The organism is Chryseobacterium sp. UNC8MFCol (assembly GCF_000482305.1).
Classification (GTDB): Bacteria; Bacteroidota; Bacteroidia; order Flavobacteriales; family Weeksellaceae; genus Chryseobacterium; species Chryseobacterium indologenes.
The window spans coordinates 544,771-565,836 of the sequence record NZ_KI535290.1 but is presented as its reverse complement, the minus strand read 5'-3'; the positions used below and the strand labels follow the sequence as shown (position 1 = coordinate 565,836).

At 36.3% G+C, this 21,066-nt stretch carries 17 protein-coding genes; 11 read left to right on the top strand and 6 right to left on the bottom strand.

Annotated features, from left to right (window positions below; all coding sequences use genetic code 11):
* Positions 1–469: 469 nt before the first annotated feature.
* Together M030_RS0116910 and M030_RS0116905 are read left to right on the top strand one after the other, a co-directional pair.
* Positions 470–2,197, top strand: coding sequence for an ABC transporter ATP-binding protein (locus M030_RS0116910; protein ID WP_051585150.1), 1,728 nt, complete (start codon positions 470–472; stop codon positions 2,195–2,197).
* A 63-nt stretch (positions 2,198–2,260) separates the two neighbouring features.
* The gene (locus tag M030_RS0116905) at positions 2,261–3,214 is read left to right on the top strand and encodes a helix-turn-helix transcriptional regulator (protein ID WP_027374578.1); all 954 of its coding nucleotides are present in this window, start codon (positions 2,261–2,263) and stop codon (positions 3,212–3,214) included.
* 67 nt (positions 3,215–3,281) lie between these two features.
* On the opposite strand, the gene M030_RS0116900 is transcribed toward M030_RS0116905, so the two are convergent.
* Entirely contained in the window at positions 3,282–3,773 is a 492-nt protein-coding gene (locus M030_RS0116900; protein ID WP_027374577.1) for a DinB family protein, read from the bottom strand.
* Between the two features lie 179 nt (positions 3,774–3,952).
* On the opposite strand from M030_RS0116900, the gene M030_RS0116890 reads away from it, so the two are divergent.
* The 6 genes from M030_RS0116890 to M030_RS0116865 all read left to right on the top strand — a co-directional run bounded on the left by M030_RS0116890 (position 3,953) and on the right by M030_RS0116865 (position 11,442).
* On the top strand, positions 3,953–4,537 hold the full coding sequence (locus M030_RS0116890) for a hypothetical protein (protein ID WP_027374576.1): 585 nt from the start codon (positions 3,953–3,955) through the stop codon (positions 4,535–4,537).
* A gap of 222 nt (positions 4,538–4,759) precedes the next feature.
* Positions 4,760–7,180: a TonB-dependent receptor plug domain-containing protein gene (locus M030_RS0116885; protein ID WP_027374575.1), complete on the top strand. Its 2,421-nt coding sequence runs from the start codon at positions 4,760–4,762 to the stop codon at positions 7,178–7,180.
* A 383-nt stretch (positions 7,181–7,563) separates the two neighbouring features.
* Positions 7,564–8,133, top strand: coding sequence for a cob(I)yrinic acid a,c-diamide adenosyltransferase (locus M030_RS0116880; protein WP_027374574.1), 570 nt, complete (start codon positions 7,564–7,566; stop codon positions 8,131–8,133).
* Positions 8,123–8,752 (top strand): thiamine diphosphokinase, encoded by a 630-nt coding sequence (locus M030_RS0116875; protein ID WP_027374573.1) that lies wholly within the window; start codon positions 8,123–8,125, stop codon positions 8,750–8,752. The genes M030_RS0116880 and M030_RS0116875 overlap by 11 nt, the downstream gene beginning before the upstream one ends.
* A 297-nt stretch (positions 8,753–9,049) precedes the next feature.
* On the top strand, positions 9,050–9,925 hold the full coding sequence (locus M030_RS0116870; protein ID WP_027374572.1) for a tyrosine-protein phosphatase: 876 nt from the start codon (positions 9,050–9,052) through the stop codon (positions 9,923–9,925).
* Positions 9,926–10,047: 122 nt separating this feature from the next.
* Positions 10,048–11,442, top strand: a complete 1,395-nt coding sequence (locus tag M030_RS0116865) for a decarboxylase (RefSeq protein ID WP_027374571.1) — start codon at positions 10,048–10,050, stop codon at positions 11,440–11,442.
* 183 nt (positions 11,443–11,625) lie between these two features.
* Here the strand turns inward: M030_RS0116865 and M030_RS0116860 are convergent, their stop codons facing one another.
* Positions 11,626–12,285, bottom strand: a complete 660-nt coding sequence (locus M030_RS0116860; RefSeq protein WP_027374570.1) for an HAD family hydrolase — start codon at positions 12,283–12,285, stop codon at positions 11,626–11,628.
* A 236-nt stretch (positions 12,286–12,521) separates the two neighbouring features.
* Between M030_RS0116860 and speB the strand changes: the two genes are divergently transcribed.
* From speB to M030_RS0116845, 3 genes are all read left to right on the top strand, one after another.
* Positions 12,522–13,379, top strand: coding sequence for an agmatinase (gene speB / locus M030_RS0116855; RefSeq protein ID WP_027374569.1), 858 nt, complete (start codon positions 12,522–12,524; stop codon positions 13,377–13,379).
* Positions 13,380–13,448: 69 nt separating this feature from the next.
* Positions 13,449–14,291, top strand: coding sequence for a bifunctional helix-turn-helix domain-containing protein/methylated-DNA--[protein]-cysteine S-methyltransferase (locus M030_RS0116850; protein WP_027374568.1), 843 nt, complete (start codon positions 13,449–13,451; stop codon positions 14,289–14,291).
* A 167-nt stretch (positions 14,292–14,458) separates the two neighbouring features.
* Complete coding sequence (locus tag M030_RS0116845) at positions 14,459–15,067, top strand: alpha-ketoglutarate-dependent dioxygenase AlkB family protein (protein WP_027374567.1); 609 nt, start codon at positions 14,459–14,461, stop codon at positions 15,065–15,067.
* Between the two features lie 78 nt (positions 15,068–15,145).
* On the opposite strand, the gene M030_RS0116840 is transcribed toward M030_RS0116845, so the two are convergent.
* The 4 genes from M030_RS0116840 to M030_RS0116825 form a co-directional block, all read right to left on the bottom strand.
* Positions 15,146–17,005 (bottom strand): CocE/NonD family hydrolase, encoded by a 1,860-nt coding sequence (locus M030_RS0116840; protein WP_027374566.1) that lies wholly within the window; start codon positions 17,003–17,005, stop codon positions 15,146–15,148.
* A gap of 296 nt (positions 17,006–17,301) precedes the next feature.
* Positions 17,302–20,043: a TonB-dependent receptor gene (locus M030_RS0116835; RefSeq protein ID WP_027374565.1), complete on the bottom strand. Its 2,742-nt coding sequence runs from the start codon at positions 20,041–20,043 to the stop codon at positions 17,302–17,304.
* Between the two features lie 94 nt (positions 20,044–20,137).
* On the bottom strand, positions 20,138–20,557 hold the full coding sequence (locus tag M030_RS0116830) for an SH3 domain-containing protein (protein WP_027374564.1): 420 nt from the start codon (positions 20,555–20,557) through the stop codon (positions 20,138–20,140).
* Between the two features lie 6 nt (positions 20,558–20,563).
* The gene (locus tag M030_RS0116825) at positions 20,564–21,046 is read right to left on the bottom strand and encodes a BON domain-containing protein (RefSeq protein WP_027374563.1); all 483 of its coding nucleotides are present in this window, start codon (positions 21,044–21,046) and stop codon (positions 20,564–20,566) included.
* Between the last annotated feature and the right edge of the window lie 20 nt (positions 21,047–21,066).

The following is a 21,066-nucleotide window of genomic DNA, read 5'->3' as shown; positions in this document are numbered from 1 at the left end:
TTAGGCTGATGTACGGATTTGAAGATATCAGTTTTGCATCACTGGCAAATTCAGAAATTGAACATATTTTTAATGATGTGGTCGATAAGAATGCCAATAATTCATTTGTTTTCCAGAAAAAAGAAATCAATTCGCAATATTCGAAAGAGCAGGCAGAAGCTGAATCAAAGGAAGCCAGTAAAAAAGAATTACATTATCTTACGACTTATATGTATGAAGGATAAAATCCAAGACTTTATTCAGAATATTACAATTGGATCGAAGGTTATTTTATTCTTGAACTTTGAAAAAATAAAAGCTAAAATAATAAATTAACGAGCTTAAAATAATAATAAAAACGTACCTTTTTCTTTTGAAAGCGGTACGTTTTCATTTAAATATGATTTCTATGGCTAAACCTTTTAACAGAACCGTTACCTTATTCGGCATTTATAAACAGCTGGTTCCATTTATCAGACCTTACCGACCGATGATTTACGGGACCCTGTTCCTTACGTTTTTGGGAGCATTGGCTGCGCAGGTCAACCCTATTGTGTTGAAGTATACCGTTGATGAGGTCACTAACCTGACTCATCTTCCTCACCCGATGTCCGAAGGAATCCATATTTTAATTGTAATTTCTGTTATTTTATTGGGAAAAGAACTGTTGAATATCTTCATCAATTTCGGACAGAAGTTTTATGGAGAAAAAATAAGGATCAATATAAGTTCTGTGCTGGCGCAATCTGCAATAGATAAGATTTTAACCTATAAAGTAGCCTATTTTAACGACGAAAATCATGAATCCGGCAAACTACAGATCAGAATAGACCGGGGAATAGAAAGTTTAACCAAGCTGGTTCAGAATTTTTTCATTGATATTCTTCCGTTATTCTCCAATGCAATTATTGCGTTGATCATTATGTACATGCAGAATGTTTATGTCGGGTTGGTTTCCACGGTTATTGTTCCTATTTATTTTTATATCAGTGCTCTTCAGGCAAAAAAATTAAGCGGAGTACGCAGGCAGTTGAGAAACCAAAGAGAAAAGAAGACTTCCGGGCTGTTGAATTTAATCAATTCTATTATGGTTATCAAAAGCTTTGTGCGTGAAAAATTTGAGGGCAAAAAACAGTATGATCTTCAGATGCAGCTGATGGAAAGCCAGATGTTTACCAGAAGAACCAACTTTATTTATGATGGTTTAAAGACTTTTATCGAGCAGTTTGGAGTCGTTTTAATTATTCTTCTGACAGTTTATCTCGTCCTGGACCAGCAAATGACAATTGGGGCCATCATGCTTCATATCATGCTTTTTAACAATGTTTCAGCTCCCATCCGTCAATTGCACAGGATTTACGATGATATGAATGATGCAATGATTTATGCTGAAGGATATTTTGATATTTTAAATGCAGACAATGAAACAGAACCCAACGGAAATTTCATTGAAAAAGATATTAAAGGGACTTTCGAATTAAAAAATGTTGATTTTACTTATCCTAATGGTACTCAGGCATTACATAATGTATCGATGAAGATCGAAAACGGAAAAACTACTGCCCTGGTTGGGCTCAGCGGTGCGGGCAAATCAACGGTCATTAATCTTTTGTGTAAATTTTATCTTCCGGATTCGGGAGAAATCGTCTTGGACGGAGTTAATTTAAATGATTTTGAAAATACTTTTCTCAGGAGCGATCTTGGGTTAGTTCTTCAGAGAAACCACATCTTCCAGGGAAGTATTGAAGATAATATCAGATATGGAAATATGAATGCCACTTTTGAGGAAATTCAGGAAGCAGCGATGAAAGCGTATCTGCATGAGCAAATTATGGATTTGCCGGATCAGTACCAGCACGATGCTACCCAGCTTTCAGGAGGCCAGCAGCAGAGAATTGCCATTGCCCGATTGTTTTTGAAAAATCCTCCGATTATCTTTTTAGATGAACCTACCGCCAGTCTTGATGCTATCGCTACAGAGCAGATCAAAAATTCTCTGGATGCGATAAAAGAAGGAAGAACAGTGGTCATTATTTCCCACTCATTATCCCAGATTTTAGATTCAGATACGATCTATGTAATGAAAAAGGGAAGAGTCGTGGAAAATGGAACGCATGACGAACTTTATAACAGAGACGGGGTTTACCGTGAAATTTTTGATGCATCTGCAAGAAGTTTGAATCTTGATAAATTGGTCAATACGTTTAAAGAAAATTAGAAAAAACTATTGCATTGATAAATCAGATCTGACAAAAGATTTTTTAGTTTTGTAGTAGCAATTATGAATGATCACTATTTAAAGAAACTCGACCGGGTAACCGCGATCCTTACCCAGCTCCAGTCTAAGTCCGTTGTCAGAGCACAGGATTTAGCTGAAAAGTTTGATGTCAGTATCAGAACAATTTACAGGGATGTAAAAACACTGGAAAATGCCGGGATTCCGATCGTGGGAGAGGCCGGGAACGGTTACTCTCTAATGGATGGTTACAAACTTCCGCCGATAATGTTTACCAAGGAAGAAGTATTGAGCTTCATTACTGCAGAAAAACTGATGCAAAAGTTTTCACACCAGAGTTTAGGAGATCATTATCAGACTGCGATGGAAAAAGTACGGTCAGTATTGCGGCATTCTGATAAAAATTTAATTCAGAATATTGAAAAACAGATTGATGTCTTTAATTTTCATACCCAGCCCGAAGATTCGCTGAAAAATGTCATTCCAATTATTTTAGACAGCATTGCCGATAAAACCCAACTGACGATAGAGTATCAGACAGTAGACTCCAGAGTGACGACCAGAACTATTGAAACTGTGGGAGTATTCTTTGAATTTAATTTCTGGTATATCATGGCCTATTGCACATTGAGGAGTGATTTCAGGCAGTTCAGAATCGACAGGATTTTAAAAATTTCCAAAACGATGAATCCGTTTTTACAGGAATATGGACAGGTGAATGACTATCGGAAAAAATCTCACAACCAAAAAGAGAAAGCCAGGCTTTTAGTAGATAAAAAAATCATGTCTCACCTGGTAAATTCCAAGAAATATTATGGTCTCATTGAAGAAGCTGAAACCCCTGAAGGAGTAGAATTGACCTTTGAAACAGAATGGATCAATGACGGATTTCCGAGATGGGTTATCACTTTTGCAGACTATGCAACGGTTCTGGAACCTGAAAGCCTTCGTACGAGACTCAGGGAACTACTGACACAAATGGCAGAAAGACATCAATAAAACCCCAGCAGTTTTGCTGAGGTTAAAGTGACTTTTGTTGACAATAGTTGAAATGGTTTCTGTTATTTTAAAATCTTTCCCAGAAGAAAGGAGGCTCGATACCTAAAGATCTAAGGTACACATAGCCTTGGGCACGGTGGTGGATCTCATTATCGATAAAATAAAGGATGTTCTGGTACACCGGGAATTCATATTCTCCAAACAGGTTGAATGTTTCCTGGAAACGCGCTTCCGAAATCTGACGGAAATAATGATTGATGACTTCTGTTTCTTCATCCCATTTTTTTAAGATTTCCTCTTTGGTAGTCGGATGGAAGCCTTCTTCACTGTAGGCTTTCATGTTATTTTCAATGATTCCCTTTAAAGCAGGTCCTCCAATGCTGATTAATTCTGTTGCCATCTTTGCAAAAGGTCTCATTCCGCCTATTGAAAATTCAAATAAATCTTTCTCAGGAAAAGCTTCAATAACTCTTCTTGTAAGGTTTCTGTGCCCCTGCCAATCTTCTAATAATTGATCAGATGTCATGAATTGTTTCGTGGCTGTAGCTGTAGTTGTCATAATTGTATGGTTTTTGTTTGTTGTTGATACAAAGGTAAGACCGGATGATGACAACAGTTTGTCAGCAGAATTTTCACCAATGAAAAATATTTTATTTTTTGCTAAAATATCTGTACCTACTTTTCCGTTAAAAGAAAAGTGAATTAATAAAAAGAAATTGATCCGATTAGAATAGAATTATGAAGAAGTATATTTTACCTGTAATAACAGGGCTTTTATTAATATCATGTAATAAAATCGAAGAAAAAATTGACCAGACTGTTCAAAAAACAACAGAAACGGTCCAGCAAAAGGCACAACAGGCAGTAGAGGAGACGGTAAAAAGAACAGTCAGCGAATCTATCAACTCTCTGGTAAATTCTCAGGATGTTAAATTTAATGATGTATTCCCTAGTGCCGGGGCACCGGTTGTTTCAGAAGAAAAAGGAAAGAAGTTTAAATTTCCTTCCGGCTCGGAAGGGTATATTTTTAAATATAAAGCCGATATCGCTGTATTGCTTCCCTTTTTGGAAGGTCAGCCAACGTCCGACGAAACCAAGTCTGACAAAACAGCCCGAAAAATTGATGGTCAAAGCATCATCGACAAAATTGATTTTGTATCAAAGTTTATTCCGGAGAATGTTATTGATACAAGTTTTATAGAGGAAATTAAGACTGATAAAAATATTCAGTATTACAAGCTTAAAAGATTTCCCAACAGTAGTACTTTAATCTACAACCCCCAAAATAAGACCGTATTACAGTATGTAGAGGTAAATAAATAATTTGGATATGGCCGGTTTTTACCGGCCATTTTTTGTAAACTATCATTATTACTACATTTCTTTTCAGATTACTAACAGGCTATTTGATGTCTGAAAATCTGTTGTCAGTTTATAAATCAATACTATTTTTGTGATTTGATGGATATTATTCATAACATATGATTTATTTTTGTATTTAATATTGGTATTTTTATTAGATTTATTAAATAATTACTAATTGATATGAAAAAAGAATTATTTAATAAGAAAATGTGTGCATTAGTATTAAGCGGAGCCGGTGCCATGGGATATGCTCAGGATACCATAAAACAAAATAAAATAGATGAAGTTGTGGTTACAACAGGTAGAACTAAACCCAGAACCATCATTACCTCAGCAATTCCCATTGATAATATTTCTGCTGCACAATTAAAATCCACAGGGCAAATTACTTTTGATAAAGCTTTAACTTATGCTGTTCCATCTTTCAATTCATCCCAGCAAACTGTTTCTGATGCAACGGCTCATTTTGATCCGGCAGATTTAAGAGGATTGGGACCATCGCGGACATTAGTGTTGGTTAATAATAAAAGAAAAAATCAAAGCGCTCTCATTTATGTCAATGATACACCGGGAAAAGGTGAAGTAGGTACAGATCTGAAAAGTATCCCGTCGGCCGCCTTACAAAATGTAGAAGTATTGAGGGACGGAGCATCTGCACAATACGGCTCCGATGCTATTGCAGGTGTAATCAATATTATTCTTAAAAACAGCGTTGGAAAAAGCACCGTCAATGTTTTTTCAGGGATTACTTCAAAAGGAGACGGCTTTAATATCGGAGCAGATTTTAATACAGGAATCAGGATTGCAAAAAATGGAAGCCTGAATCTTACCCTGGGATTTTCATCCCAAAATAAAACCAACCGCGCAGGTTCTGCTACAAAAGATGAACTTTTTGGTGTTGATAATGCCTGGACGCAGGCTAATCCCGGTTTAGGAATGATCATCGGGCAACCCGACACAAAAGTTGCCAATATGTTCGTCAATTTTGAATTGCCCACAAGTGAAACGGGAAAATTTTATGCTTTTGGGGGTACAACTTACAGAAACGGGACCAGTTACGGTTTGTATAGAACACCTTATTGGGTGCCTTCAGATTTTGGTTTATTAACCCCAAAAGGACAGCCGTACAATGGATTTCAGCCGGAATTTAAAACAGATGTTTACGATTATAATTTAACCTCAGGGTGGAAAGGCATGTTTGGAAAGTGGAATTTTGACGGGAGTGCAACCTTTGGCTCTAATGCAGTAGATTATGTTGTAGGAAATACCATTAATGTTTCTTTGGGCGCAAATTCACCAACCAGTTTTAAAGCAGGGGGCCATCAGTTCAGTAATATTATAGGGAATATAGATATCAGCCGCGATTTTGGTGCGCTTGTGTTGGGAGCTGGAGCTGAAGTGCGCAATGAAAATTATCAGGCGAAAGCAGGGGCAGAGTCATCTTATATAGGAAGTGGTGCAGAATCATTTCCGGGACTGCAGCCTCAAAATGAAATTAATAAAAATCGCCAGAATGTTGGAGCTTATATAAATGCTGAATGGGATGTTACAAAAAACCTGTTGCTTGGAGGAACCGTGAGATATGAAAACTTTAGTGATTTTGGAAATAATGTTTCCTGGAAAGGAAATGCAAGATACAAGTTCCTGGATGATAAATTAGTCTTCCGCGGGTCTGTTTCTACAGGATTTCGGGCACCCTCACTACACCAGATTTATTATTCCAATGTTCAGACCAAAATTACAGGCAACACTGTAGCTAATCAGGGAACCTTTAATAATGATTCTCAAATTGTAAGATCTGATCTTGGTGTACCAAAATTAAACGCTGAAAAAGCCTTTAATATTACCGGTGGATTGGCTGTGAAACCTTTTAATAATCTGACTATTACAGCAGATTATTACAGGATAAAAATTAAAGACCGCGTACTTTTCTCAGGAGACATTGGTTACAAAACCGGTACTCCTGGTAACCCGGACACAACAAACCCTGTGGAAGTAATATTAGATAACAATAAAATAACCTCCCTGAAGTTTTTCACCAATGCCGTAAATACGGTTACTGAAGGGATAGATTTCGTAGCTAATTATTATACTTCTGCCATTGGAAAAGGAAAATTGGGAGTAATTGCAGCTTTCAATTATAACGAAACTAAAATCGTTGATAATATTGCCGTTCCGCCTATTTTGGCTAAAAATGGTTATTCGGAAAACTTTTTTGATAGAAAAGAACAATCCAGAATTACCTCAGCAAGGCCGAAAACAAAAACTATTCTTAGCCTTTCGTATGACATTACAAAGTTTAATTTTAACTTAAATAATACTTATTTTGGTTCTGTAACCTGGCAGCACGCAGCTGATCCTGCCAAAGATCAGACATTTTCCGGTAAGGTAGTTACAGACGTCGTTTTAACCTATAAAATCACGAAAGACCTTAAAATTTCCGGAGTCGTAAATAATTTATTCAATATTTATCCCGATGTAATAGATACCAAAGGAGATATAGTAACAGATCTTGGAGGAAGGTTCAGATATCCGTGGGAAGTAAATCAGTTTGGGTTTAACGGAACAACTTTTCAGCTCAATGTCAATTATATTTTTTAACCTGAGATAAAGAAACTGACATTGCTTTATCATGCTTAACAAAGGGAAAATAATCCAAAGATAAAATTGGTTAAATTTTACATAACCACACCTAAGTAATTTTAACATGATTCCGAAGAAAAGTTGACCCAAGATGAAAAGCAAAGAATTTCTTACAACTTAGGTGTACTCCTTATGCATAAAGCTTGACTCTAAAAAAACTTAAGCGTTTAATCTTTTGTGGCTAAAATAATCAATATAAAAGTTTAAACAACTTCGATATAAGAACCACATATACAAACTGACATTAATTTCTAATGTCAGTTTTATTTTTTTCAGGTAGAACAGGAAGCTATTACTACATTTTACTTTTTACATTGTACAAAAAAAAGTATTTTAGTACTATGAAAATTTATACGAAAACAGGAGATAAAGGCCAGACTGCTCTATATGGCGGAACGAGAGTTTCCAAAGCAAGTGCAAGAGTAGACAGCTACGGAAATATAGATGAATTAAACTCATTCATCGGAATTGCAAAAAGCCATATTGAAGACGAAGAGCTTTTAAAACAATTAAAGAAAATTCAGTTTGACCTGTTTACAGTAGGTTCAGAAGCTGCTACACCGGCAGATAAGCTAATGCTGGCTAACGGAAAATCGCGTCTTCCCATCATTATTTCTGAAACGGAGATTGAAGAACTGGAACAGTGGATGGATTCTTTTGAAGATAAACTGGAGCCTTTGCAGTATTTTATTCTTCCGGGAGGTGGAAAGTCTGCAACTTTTTTGCATGCGGCAAGAACTATTTGCAGGAGAGCTGAGCGTTCATTAGTCTTTTTGAATGAATCAGAAGAAGTACGTCCTGAATTAATCAAATATTTAAACCGACTTTCAGATTATCTTTTTGTATTGGCGAGGTATGTTTCAAAATTAAACAATGAACCGGAAGAATACTGGAACCCGAATGAGAGATAAAGTATTGCTTTTTATCAACGGAGATGCTCCGGAATCACTTCCCGATCCAGAAGATTATGCACTGGTTGCCTGCACAGACGGCGCTTTTCATTATTTGAAGAGAATGGGATTTCCTCTCGGTAAGCTGGATTTTATTTCAGGCGACTTTGACTCGCATTCCGGATCCGATGAAAATATTTATGAAGAAAGATTTATTCATACACCCGATCAGAATAAAACAGACTTTCATAAGGCATTGGATATTATTGTTGAAAGGGGATATAAAGAAGTAGACGTACTCGGAGGAAGCGGAGGAGAACAAGATCATTTTCTGGGTAACCTCACAGTTGCCTATGCTTTTAAAGATAAAATGAATCTGAAATTCTATGATGAGTTTTCTGAATATTATTTTATTCCAAAAAGCTTTGTGATAAAAGGAGTAAAAGATAAAATGATTTCATTGTATCCATTTCCTTTTGCCGAAAATATTACGACAAAAGGGCTAAACTGGCCTTTAATGAACGGCAGTTTAAGGATCACATCACAAATCGGAACAAGAAATTTTGCTGTTGAGGACGAGGTATCTATTGAATACGGAATCGGTGACCTGCTGGTTTTTCTTGGAAAAAATTATCTGTGATTTGATCTGAGCAGCATTTTATGGGACCAGTCATAAAAGCTGGAGAGGTTGGAATCAACTTCATTGATTCTTTCTTAGCTCCCTCATCAATAAGCAATAGTATCCTGCCTTGCGTTTTGTAAAACTTCAGAATAAAGCTAAAGGACACGATGTTTTTTATATTTATATGATAAGATTTTTTGCTTAGTCCCAACTTGTATACCTGATCCGTTTTATTAAAAAAATTAAATCAATCCATCGGCTTTAGCCGAAACATAAAAGATTTGGTCACAAATCTTTAGTACTTTAAAAAAGCCGATGAATACATTCATTAAAATATCAGTGATAACGATTTCATTAAGTTGTATTTTCTCCTGTAAAACACAACAGTTTGAAACCCCTGAGTATGGTAAAAATGATACTGAAAAAATTATAAAAGTTGAAAAAGTGTACAACTTCCGGACGGTCGGAAATATTAAAAATAAAGAAGGCAGAACTTTAAAACCGGGATTTTTCTATAGAAGCGGACATCTTTATAAACTTAGGAAAGGTTCTTTTGACCAATTGGAAGACTTAAAAATCAAAGAGGTGATCGATCTTAGAAATTCTAAAGAAATAGCCCAAAAGCCGGATCATCTCCCGAAAGAAATCACCTATAAAAATTATTCTGCTTTTGAAGATGAGGGAGATCAGCTCGATCAGGCTAAAAAACTTGTGCTGAAAGGTAAAGTAAAAGGCACTGATGCAGACAAAAGAATGATCAGCTTTTATCAGGAATATGTGACCGGAAATCCCGAAGTTGTAAAGAAAATTATCACAGAAACATTAGATTCTGAAACCCCGGTTTTGTATCATTGTACTGCCGGTAAAGACAGGACCGGAATTATTACGGCACTGATTCTGACCATTCTGAAGTTTGATAAAGAAACAATTTATAACGAATACCTTTTGTCCAATAACTATAGGGAAGATCTTGTTCTGAAGAGGCTTCGGTTAGCCAATACCCTGCATTTTCTATACCCTAAAATGGATATACAGGTTTTGGAAAAGTTGAGTTGGGTAGAAAAAAGGTATCTTGACGCCACTTTTGGAGAGATCAGTAAAAAGTATGGTTCAGCAGATGCTTATATACAACAGGCTTTGGGAATTTCCGAAAGCAAAAGAAAAGAATATATTGAAAAGTTTACCTACTGATTATCAGGGTTAAAAAACACAGGGATACAATATCAGGGTATTATAGAAAATTATAATAATTTTAACACCCAAAAATCAAACTTTTTTAGCAATTTTGCATTTCTTAATTCACTTGTTTAGAAATGAAAATAAAGTACTCGGAACTTATTGATCAGACATTATATTTCCCTACAGAGGAATTTAATGTTTCTGAGAACAATTTGTTGTTTCACGACGTTCCACTGATGGACGTAGTTGAACAATTTGGCACTCCGCTAAAGATTAGCTATCTGCCGAGAATTTCTCAAAATATTCAGAAAGCAAAAAGCTGGTTTAAAGAAGCTTTTGAAAAAACCGAATATAGAAAGAGTTATACCTACTGCTACTGCACTAAATCCAGTCATTTCAATTTTGTATTGGAAGAAGCGTTGAAAAATGATATTTCAATAGAAACTTCTTCTGCATATGATATGGATATTGTAAAGTCTCTTTATGAAAAAGAAAAAGTAGATAAAAATATCGAAGTCATCTGTAATGGTTTCAAAACCGATGATTATCTGGCAAAAATTTCAGATATGATCAACAGTGGTTTCGAGAATATTACCCCGATTCTGGATAATTACCGTGAGCTTGATAAACTTACAGAAAGCATTGATTCTACATTTAATATCGGAATCAGAATTGCTTCAGAAGAAGAGCCGAAATTCGAATTCTATACTTCCAGATTAGGAATCGGATATAAAGATATCATTCCGTATTATAGCCAGAAAATTGCCGAGCACCCGAATGCAAGACTGAAAATGCTTCACTTCTTCATCAATACCGGGATCAAGGATACTTCCTATTACTGGAACGAATTATATAAGTGTCTTCGAGTATACGCACGTTTGAAAAAAATTGCTCCTGAAGTAGATTCATTGAACATCGGGGGAGGTTTTCCAATCAAAACATCTTTGAATTTTGATTATGATTACCAGTATATGGTGGAAGAAATCGTTTCTCAGATTAAAAAATTCTGTGAAGAAGAAGGTGTAGAAGAACCTAATATTTATACTGAATTCGGAAGCTTTACCGTAGGTGAAAGTGGAGCCAATCTTTATAAAATCATTTCTCAGAAACGTCAGAACGACAGAGAGAAGTGGAATATGATCGATTCTTCTTTCATGACCACACTTCCGGATACTTGGGCGATCTCAAGACACTTCATCATGCTTCCTCTTAACCGTTGGGAAGATACGTATGAAAGAGTATTTTTAGGAGGATTGACGTGTGATTCGGATGATTATTATAACTCTGAGCAGCATACTAATGCCATCTATTTACCGGTTTTCAGTGATACAAAACCTTTGTACATCGGATTCTTCCATACAGGTGCTTACCAGGAAACAATCGGTGGTTATGGTGGAGTACACCATTGTCTGATGCCTCAGCCAAGACACGTCCTGATTCAGAAAGATGAAAACGGAGAGTTACAATACGAAATTTTCCGCGAAAAACAGGAACCGGAAGATATCCTGAAACTTCTTGGATATAAATAAGACCTTAATCTGCCGTTGCGAGGAACGAATGTGACGAAGCAATCTTAATGGATCTAATGTTTTAAAATGTAACCGTTAAGTTTTTCATTAAGAATTAAGTAAGTCAGGGATCTTACCTCGTTCAGATGGCAAAGTACATACAAAGCAAAAGCTCTCAGATTTTATTCTGAGAGCTTTTTTTATTTAAAAATATTTTGAAATTTTATCCAGTTCGAGATCTTCATAGTCAGAAACGACTGTATCTGCCAAAGTGTAATCCTGATTTTTAGAATGTGGACTTCTGTAAGCCGCACAGAAAATTTTAGCCCTGTGAGCAGCCAAAATTCCGTTCGTGGAGTCTTCAATCACCATGCAGTTTTCAACAGGTTCACCGGCCATTTCAGCAGCGAGTAAGAAAACTTCAGGATGAGGTTTCGATTCCTTTAGATCAGCACCACTGATCTTTCCGCTGAAATACTTTTCCAATTCAAACTTTTCAAATACCATATTGATGGTCGTCATTGTTGCCGAAGAGGCAAGGATCAGTTTTATTCCGTTTTCGTAGTAATGATGGATCAATTGTCTTACACCGGGAATTAAATCAAACTCATCGTCATTATCAAAATAATCTTTGAAATGAGCTCTTTTGATGCCAGCAATGGTTTCGTAGGTCTGATTTAAATTAAATTCATTGATTAACGTTTCAGAGACTCTTTTGGTAGAAGCTCCCGTGAAAGAAGTGTATAAATCTTCGGAAACTGCAATTTCCAGTTCATCAAACGTTTTGAAGTAGGCTTTCCTATGCAATGGTTCTGTGTCTACAATTACCCCATCCATATCGAAAAGAACAGCTTTTAAAGACATTATTTTTACTTTTTCACAAAAATAGGAGTTTGAGTTGAAAGAGGAAAGTCGAATTTGAAAATAGTAGTAAGAAAAAATTGCGTAACAGGCTAACCGGAAGATATGTTGGGATCCTGAAGTTGTTTTCGGTCTTCTTTCCATTCGCAATTTTCAATTTTCCATTTTCAACTCTCAACTTCTTCGTATCTTTGCAATCAATATTTCAATCTTAGAACATTAAAATTTTAAAATAAAAGATGAGAACATACGCTGGAATTCCTGAAGAAAACGCAACGTTGGAGAATTCGAAAATAATGTTGGTAACAGTTCCTTACGACGGAACTTCAACATGGGGAAAAGGAGCTGATAAAGGTCCTGAATTATTCTTAGACGCTTCTGAAAATATGGAGCTTTACGACATTGAAACACAAACTGAGCCTTATCTTCAGGGGGTATATTTGGCTGGAGAGGTTTCTGAAAATTCTACACCTGAAGCAATGACAGAAGCTGTTTATCAGAAAACAAAAGAGCTTTTGAACAATGAAGGGAAGGTATTTACTTTATTTGGAGGAGAGCACTCTGTTTCTATCGGTTCTATCCGTGCGGTAGGTGAGAAATATGAAAACCTTACCGTTCTTCAGTTAGATGCCCACACAGACTTGCGTCCTGATTTCCACGGATCTACTTCTAACCATGCTTGTGCTGTATTTGAAGCTAATCAGAAACATAACCTAGTACAGGTGGGAATCCGTTCTATGGATGCTGAAGAAGCTCAGTACTTACCGGAAGGAAGAGTATTCTTTGCTCACGAAATTGCGAATAATGAAAACTGGATCAATGACGTATTGGAAAAAGTATCAGGAAATGTGTACATCACGATTGATTTAGATGCTTTCGATCCTTCTATTGCTCCATCTACAGGAACTCCTGAACCGGGTGGATTACAATGGTATCCAACATTGGAGTTATTAAGAAAAGTATTCGAAAAATGTAATGTAGTGGCATTTGATATTGTAGAATTAATGGATTCTCCTATGGCTAAGCCAACAGCTTTCCTTGCGGCTAAGCTATATTATAAAATGCTTGCTTATAACGATATTTATAACAACAACTAATATTCCGCAAGAATCGGATTTTTTCTGCCGTATATTCTTTGGAAATTTGTGAGGTAAAACAGAATAAAAATGTCCACACAAAATCAAATAGATTACAACAGAATTGCCAAAGCGATAGAGTATATCCAGAGCAATTTCAGGCTTCAGCCAAGTTTGGAGGAAGTGGCAGAGAATATTCACTTGAGTCCCGCCCATTTTCAGAAAATATTCACGGACTGGGCAGGAACAAGTCCGAAGAAATTTTTACAGTTCATCAGTCTTGAACATGCTAAAAATTTACTTAAGGAAGAAAGAGCGAGCTTGTTTGACACCGCTTACGAGACAGGTTTATCCAGTACAAGCAGGCTTCATGATATGTTTGTAAAGATAGAAGGAATGTCTCCTGCAGAGTATAAAAACGGGGGCAAAAGCCTTGCTATCAATTATAGCTTTTCCGAAAGCCCTTTTGGAGCTTTATTGGTGGCTTCCACGGATAAAGGAATCTGTCATATGGCTTTTGAAACCGATAAAGAAACAGCATTGGGGAATCTTAAACATAAGTTCCCTAATGCTTCTTTTTTTGAAAAACAGGATGTGCTTCAGAAAAATGCATTGTCTATATTCAACAAAGATTGGACAAAACTCAATACAATCAAACTTCACTTAAAAGGCACCGATTTTCAGCTTAAAGTTTGGGAAAGCCTGTTGACGATTCCAATGGGAAAACTGTCTACCTATGGAAGTTTAGCCGAAAAAATTGGAAATCCGAAAGCCTCCAGAGCGGTGGGAACGGCCATCGGCAGTAATCCGGTAGCATTTCTTATTCCGTGTCATCGTGTTATTCAGTCTACAGGACATCTTGGAGGCTACCGATGGGGAAGTGATAGGAAGCAATTGATTGTAGGTTGGGAAAGTTCACAAGTTTACTTATAAATATCCTTGTCAGAATCACATTTGATAATGTTTTTTGCTAAAACCACCGGATCAATTGTTCTGATTGAACGATTGATGATGCAAAACCGATCGGATTATTCCCGAAGATATGGGTGTAGTTTGTGTTTGATCATAAAGTCATAACATTTTACAAATTAAAAATTATGATGAGTCTATTTGAAAATATTTCAGATTATCCTTTCAATATTCTTCCCCATGATGGAACTGTTCACTATTATGGTAAAATTTTTTCCAAAGAGGAATCTGCCTTCTACTATGAGTATTTACTGAATCAGATTCCCTGGGAACATGATGAAGCGATGATCTATGGAAAACTGATCTTAACGAAGCGTAAAGTAGCCTGGTTTGGGGAAAAAGCTTTTGAATATACCTATTCCAAAAGAACGAAATATGCCAGATTCTGGACCCCGGAATTGCTGGAATTAAAACGGAAATGTGAAGAAGTATCAGGAGAAACCTATAACTCGTGCCTGTTGAATCTTTATCATGATGGCAGTGAGGGGATGGCTTACCACAGCGACGGAGAAACGGATCTTAAAAAGCATGGCGCAATTGCTTCTCTGACTTTTGGTGCTGAAAGAAAATTTTTATTCAAACACAAAACATCTAAAGAAAAGGTTGAAATATTTCTGGAAAACGGAAGTCTATTAATTATGAAAGGAGCAACCCAGGACAACTGGCTTCATAGGCTTCCACCCACTACGAAAGTGACCACACCGAGAATAAACCTCACTTTCAGAACCATTGAAGAATAAAAAATTTCCGCAAATTTCTACACCATCAGCTCAACCTGCGAAAAATAAAAAAAGCTGCCCAAACGGACAGCTTTTTATTTATTTTAAAATATCAGCTTCAATCGAACTGTCACCATATACTTTTATAAAAGCTTTAGTATAATCTTCTTTTGTTGCAAAATTCGGATTGTCTAAAAATTTTTGCGGATTGATCGCAAACAACGGGAACCACGTGCTGCTGATCTGAATCTGGATTTTATGTCCTTTTTTAAAAGTATGAACCACATCCTGAAGCCTGAAATTTACAGCTGTCTTTTGATTGGGAACCAATGCTTCCCCTTTTTCTTTTGTATTTCTGAATCTGGCAGGCATGATCTCACTTCTTACCATCTGGTGGTAATTTCCGTAAATAACGCCATCTTTCTTTTCTGCAGGTTTGAAATCTTCAGGGTAAACATCAATTAATTTTACAGCAAAATCAGCATCCGTAGAAGAAGAGGCGATATTTAATTTGGCCATGATTTCTCCGGCAAAAGTGATATCATCTGTCAGAATATCTGTAGTGAAAGTTAAAACATCTGGCCTTCCCACTGCGAATCTCTGATCTTCGGACATATAATTTTTAGGAGTAAATCCATTGAAATCTTTTAAATGATCAGAACTCACGACCGGGTTGTCAGGATCACTGTAGTATTCTGAATACCCCTGACCTGAAGACTTTTGTAATGTTTTATCAGATAAATAAAAATTGACTTTCTGTGCGTTTTTTGGAGGATATGAAGCAAATTCTTTCCATACCTTAGCTCCGGTATCATACATCAGAGCTTCAGGAAGCCCTGCATCTTCTTTGGTATTTCCTTTCAGGTAATGACTGAAGAACTTTGTTTCCACATTTTTTTGATAATAGGTAGCAATGCTGTCTCCAAAATAAGTTTCGCTGTGGAAATGTTTTCCTTGCTCCTGTGACCATCCGCCATGAGAGAAAGGTCCCATTACAATCGTATTCTTAGCTTTAGGACTGGTCTTTTCAATGGTTTTATAAATATTTAAAGGCCCCGAAAGGTCTTCAGCATCAAACCATCCTCCCACAGTCATGACGGCATGATTGATATTTTTCAAATGAGGAAGTAGTCCTCTTTTTTGCCAGAATTCGTCATAATTGGTATGGTTCATAATTTCTGTCATGAAGAAATTATCTTTGTAATATTTTTCATAGGCTTCTTTCAGGGTTCCAAGATCCCTGTAGAATTTTAATCCGTCCTCAGAAGTTTGTTTGATAAAAGAATCCATATACCAGCCTTTGTTTTCCGGTTTTGTTTTTTGAACGCCAAATACAGGAAAAGTTCTGAAATACCCCAGCATAAATCTTCCGTTGTGGAGGAAGTCGTCATTCCAGAAATCAGAAATCGGAGCCTGTGGAGAGGATGCCACTAAAGCAGGATGCTGTGCAAGAGTTCCTACAGCGGTATAAAATCCAGGATATGAAGTTCCGAACTGACCTACTTTGCCATTATTATCTTTTACATTTTTTAAAAGCCATTCAATGGTGTCATAGGTATCTGTGCTTTCATCAACATCTTTCTTTGTTTTGCGTTCTACCTGCGGAGTCATATTGGTAAAAGTTCCTTCGCTCATGTATCTTCCCCGTACATCCTGATAGACAAAAATATATTTATCTTTCATCAGATAGGTATTAGGACCAATTTTGGACTTGTATTCATTTTCCCCATAAGGAGCAACGCTGTAGCAGGTTCTCTGCATCAGGAAAGGATATTTGTTTTTGCTGGAAATATCTTTTGGAATATAAACCGAAGTGAAAAGTTTAACCCCGTCACGCATTGGAATATAAAATTCTTTTTTGGTGAAATTATCTTTTACAAAGCTGTCTTTCTGCTCGGTATTTTGTGCTTTCCCCAAAAGGAAAAATAAAATAAATAAAATTGAAATATGGATTTTCATAAAAAAAATTTACGGCTAATTTAGAAATAAAAATGCTCTTATTATCGCTTATTCTGTGAATCTTCCTTTAAAAATGGAATATGATTATGCATTCATGGGTAAATCTGATCAATATTTTTCATAAAATCTATGATTGAAATGGAGAATCATTGTATCAAAATGATAGGAACAGGCTCATGCAAAGGAAATTTATATACTTAATGAATGAGATGGCTTCGCTTACGGCCCGCATGGCAGATAGAAAAATAGCCGGAAAAATCCCGGCCATAATCAGAAAATATATAAAAGTATGGTGTTTACATTTTTTTACCTGCAAATTTATTCAGCTTCATACTGATCGAGAACATGATGTATCGTTTCAAGATAAGATCTTCCCTGTCTTCGAAATAAGAATCTGTAATGGTTCTTCTCACGCTTTGATTCTGATTCAGGATGTCATAAATTTTAACTTTTGCAGTGAATTGTTTGTTAAAGAACGAATATCCTAAGCTCGTATTCCAGAAATAAAAATCCTTTTTGAAACCTGGGGCAATATTGGAGTTGGTATTGTATTCAAAATCATTTCCGAAAACAAATCTTCCCTTGAACAGATAATTAGTCAATTCCAGTTTCAAAGATTGATTGGCTGTGTTGACCCTGTCAACATTGTAATTGAGGTAGTTGGAAAAGCTGTATCCAAGACGATATGATGGCTTTATAGTCATCTTGTCTTTGATTTCATACACAAGATTCAATCCCGGATTGAGGTTGTAAGAATGGCTGGTATAGGCCTGTCCGTTAATAAAGCCATTGTTATAATTATAAATCATTGTAAATCTTGGACTAATGGAAAATTTATAATCTTTCCATTTAAAGGTTTTCGTTAAGCCTCCGCCCGCATTGATATTTTTGTTTCCGCTCACATTATCATAAGTGACAATCTGTTTCCCGGCGTCATCATATTTGGAATAATTGATAATATCGTTATTTCTGTAAGTAAAACCTACATTGATGTAATAGCTTATATTCTTTATCCTGTTATAATTGCTGAAATAAAATGATAAATTATTGGTCCATGTATTTTTCAAATCAGGATTTCCGGTGTAGGTGCTTAAGGGGTTTGATTCATCCCGGTAAGGAGTCTGTTGTTCTGCGCTGGGGATAGTGAAATTGGAGTAGTTATAGATGCTAAAGCTTTTGCCTTCAGAAAACTGATAGTAAAAATTAAGATTATATCCGGGAAGAGCAAAATTTTTCTGAAGACTGTACTGCTGGCCATTGAAAACGGAATTTACATTCATATCCGAAACATCAAGGTTCACCGATGCCCATAGATTCAGTTTTCTTTTGCTGAGCTGAAAAGTCATTTCAGGTGAAATCTGATTAATTCTTTGCTTCATACTTTTAGACAAAAGCATATTATATTTCGAGTATTGGCCGGTGGCATTATCAAAATCATTTACATTTCGCAGTTCATTAGTCCCCCTGTTTTCATACTTTACCTCAAAACTTACTGTGGCCGAATCAGAAACAGGTTCGGTATAACCTGCAGTAAAAGCAAAATTATTATTCTGATTTTTATTGTTTGTTAATTGGTCTCTGTTGTCAGAAGTATTTCCGGAATCCTGATAAAATAAATTCGTAGATTGAATCAGATTATTCGTTTTGGATTCTGAAATGGTAGTGTTGATGGAAGAAGAAATTACCCTTCTTTCCTTCTTGAATTTTTTGGAGAAATAAATACTCGGTGTAAAAGCATTGTTTTCCGATTCATTGCTCGAATACGAATTACTTTCATTCACTAAAGCATCGCCCCTTAAAGTTGATGATTTTGAACGGGTAACCGCAAGGCTTCTGTTTTTTGTAAACCCGGGAGAAATATAAATATTCGTCAGAGAGTCCAGTTTTATTTTTGCCGAAGAAGTAAAACTATATTGTCTGGATTCATTATTGCCTTCATTTTCGGATTGGGTCTGAAGGGTATACTGTGGAAGAAGAGTAGATCTTGAAACTTTGGATTTAGTTTCTGTATCAGAATCATTATACATTAGACTGAACGAGTCCAGGTCTGCATCTTTTCCCAATTTATCACTATAATTCAGGCCTATGGTGGAAGATTTTTGAATTCCCTTATTTCCTCCATTCTGGCTGCTTCCGGAACCTCCGGAACCCATCCAGGAATTCCTTCCGCTTCCCATACTGTCAAAAACTTCATCCCGCGAAAATCCTTGAGAATTGATATTGTTTGAAGAGGCCAGCAGACTGATTTTAGTATCTCCTTTAAAATAACTGATCAACCCACTTGTTTCATAGCGTTTATCCGAACCATATCCGACGGTGATTCTGGTGAGCAATCCTTTATTTTTCTTTTCATCAATATTAAAATTGATGGTCGTATTCTTGGATTTGGGTGTTTTTCCGCTCAATTCTTCCTCTTTGGTTTTGGTGGTGGTAAACTGAATGTTTTTGATGATATCTGCCGGAAGGTTCTGAAGGGCTAATTTGCCGTCTTTATCGAAGAAGGGTTTTCCGTTAATCATAATCTGGTCAACTTCTTTTCCGTTGGCTGTTATTTTACCTTCATTGCTGATTTCCACACCGGGGATCTGTTTCAGAAGTTCTTCAATTTTGCTGTCGGGACGCACTTTGATAGATGATGCGTTAAATTCTATAGTATCTTTTTTTATTTTAACGGGAGATACTGTGATTTTTACCTCATCAATCTTGTTGATGATAGTTTTCTTATCAAGCTGAATATCTTCCAACGATAGTGATTCTGTGACGTTGTCCAGCTTTTTTGAATAGGAAGATAATTTTTCAGCATCAATTTTCAGAAAAGAAGGTTCGCTGATCCTGTCCGTTTTAAGAGAAAATCTCCCCTCTTTGTTGGTGGACGTATAATTAACAATGGAAGAGTCTTTTTCTTTCAACAAATATACCGTGGCATTTTCCACAGGCTTTTTATCAAAATCCGATACTTTGCCGTCAATATGTAGTTTTTGAGCATGCAAAATAAATGGTGTGGATACCAAGATCAAAAATAATAAGATTTTCTTCATTGCGTCATTTTTCCAACGGCTAAAAATAAAAAAACATCCCAACATAGGGATGTTTCTTTTTAAATATTTCTTGAAAATTAGATTTTCTGCAAAATTATGCTCTCAAATATCTTGAATAAGCATATCCTTCCTGACCGTCAGCAGTTTTTACTTTCCACCAGTCATCAGAAGTTTGTTCGATTAAAGTTACGGCTGAACCTTTGGCAGCTTTACCTACAACAGCAGCTTCCGTAGAAGGCTCCTGTCTGATGTTAAGGTTAGATTCGTCAGTCGCTACCGTTAAAGATGCTCCTGACGCAAGACCAGCAACCTGTACATCGATATTGATATCTGAAGCAGAATAGGTAGAATCAATAGCTCCTAAAGCATTCCAAACAGCGTCTTTAGCAGAAGTATTGGATGCATTTCCGGAAACATAAAGAATTCCGTCCTGCTCCTGAACCTGAAGATTTGAAATCCCTGCAGATTGTGCTGCAGAAACTACGCTTGAATATTTATCTTGTAATTCGCTCATCTTAAATTATTTTACAATTAGGTTATTGTTATACTTTCCGATTTTCAAAGCATCTACAGATTCTTTGATTTTTCTTGCCTGTTGAGCAGAAACATTTCCTGTAAGAGTCAGTTGTCCGTTTACAACTTCTACTTTTACAGTAGGGAAATCTTTCACTGCATCCTGAACTTTTTTCTGAACAGCAGGATCTACAGCAGAAGTAGTTTCAACTGGTGCAGGTGCTGCAGCTATAGTAGACATATCCATTACGTCTTTTACTCCGTTGATTGCCTTTAGTTTAGCAATCGTGGCATCCTTAGACTGTTGGTCAGCAAAAGTTCCGCTTAAGTGAGCTACACCTTCTTTTACTTCAACAGAAGCACCGGGATTAGAAGTTACTACAGTAGTAGCCTGAGTCTGAAGGTCGGCATCAGAAATTTTCTTTTTACAAGAAACCGCTCCGAAAGATACAGCTACAGCTAATGCAGCCATTGCGATAGTTTTTTTCATATTGTATATTTATTAATGTT

Coding starts and splice junctions, on each gene's coding strand:
- speB (WP_027374569.1), top strand. CDS start 12,522: ATGAGAACATACGCTGGAATTCCTGAAGAAAACGCAACGTTGGAGAAT.
- M030_RS0116860 (WP_027374570.1), bottom strand. CDS start 12,285: ATGTCTTTAAAAGCTGTTCTTTTCGATATGGATGGGGTAATTGTAGAC.
- M030_RS0116825 (WP_027374563.1), bottom strand. CDS start 21,046: ATGAAAAAAACTATCGCAATGGCTGCATTAGCTGTAGCTGTATCTTTC.
- M030_RS0116835 (WP_027374565.1), bottom strand. CDS start 20,043: ATGAAGAAAATCTTATTATTTTTGATCTTGGTATCCACACCATTTATT.
- M030_RS0116875 (WP_027374573.1), top strand. CDS start 8,123: ATGAGAGATAAAGTATTGCTTTTTATCAACGGAGATGCTCCGGAATCA.
- M030_RS0116830 (WP_027374564.1), bottom strand. CDS start 20,557: ATGAGCGAATTACAAGATAAATATTCAAGCGTAGTTTCTGCAGCACAA.
- M030_RS0116905 (WP_027374578.1), top strand. CDS start 2,261: ATGAATGATCACTATTTAAAGAAACTCGACCGGGTAACCGCGATCCTT.
- M030_RS0116850 (WP_027374568.1), top strand. CDS start 13,449: ATGTCCACACAAAATCAAATAGATTACAACAGAATTGCCAAAGCGATA.
- M030_RS0116845 (WP_027374567.1), top strand. CDS start 14,459: ATGAGTCTATTTGAAAATATTTCAGATTATCCTTTCAATATTCTTCCC.
- M030_RS0116840 (WP_027374566.1), bottom strand. CDS start 17,005: ATGAAAATCCATATTTCAATTTTATTTATTTTATTTTTCCTTTTGGGG.
- M030_RS0116910 (WP_051585150.1), top strand. CDS start 470: ATGATTTACGGGACCCTGTTCCTTACGTTTTTGGGAGCATTGGCTGCG.
- M030_RS0116885 (WP_027374575.1), top strand. CDS start 4,760: ATGAAAAAAGAATTATTTAATAAGAAAATGTGTGCATTAGTATTAAGC.
- M030_RS0116880 (WP_027374574.1), top strand. CDS start 7,564: ATGAAAATTTATACGAAAACAGGAGATAAAGGCCAGACTGCTCTATAT.
- M030_RS0116890 (WP_027374576.1), top strand. CDS start 3,953: ATGAAGAAGTATATTTTACCTGTAATAACAGGGCTTTTATTAATATCA.
- M030_RS0116900 (WP_027374577.1), bottom strand. CDS start 3,773: ATGACAACTACAGCTACAGCCACGAAACAATTCATGACATCTGATCAA.
- M030_RS0116865 (WP_027374571.1), top strand. CDS start 10,048: ATGAAAATAAAGTACTCGGAACTTATTGATCAGACATTATATTTCCCT.
- M030_RS0116870 (WP_027374572.1), top strand. CDS start 9,050: ATGAATACATTCATTAAAATATCAGTGATAACGATTTCATTAAGTTGT.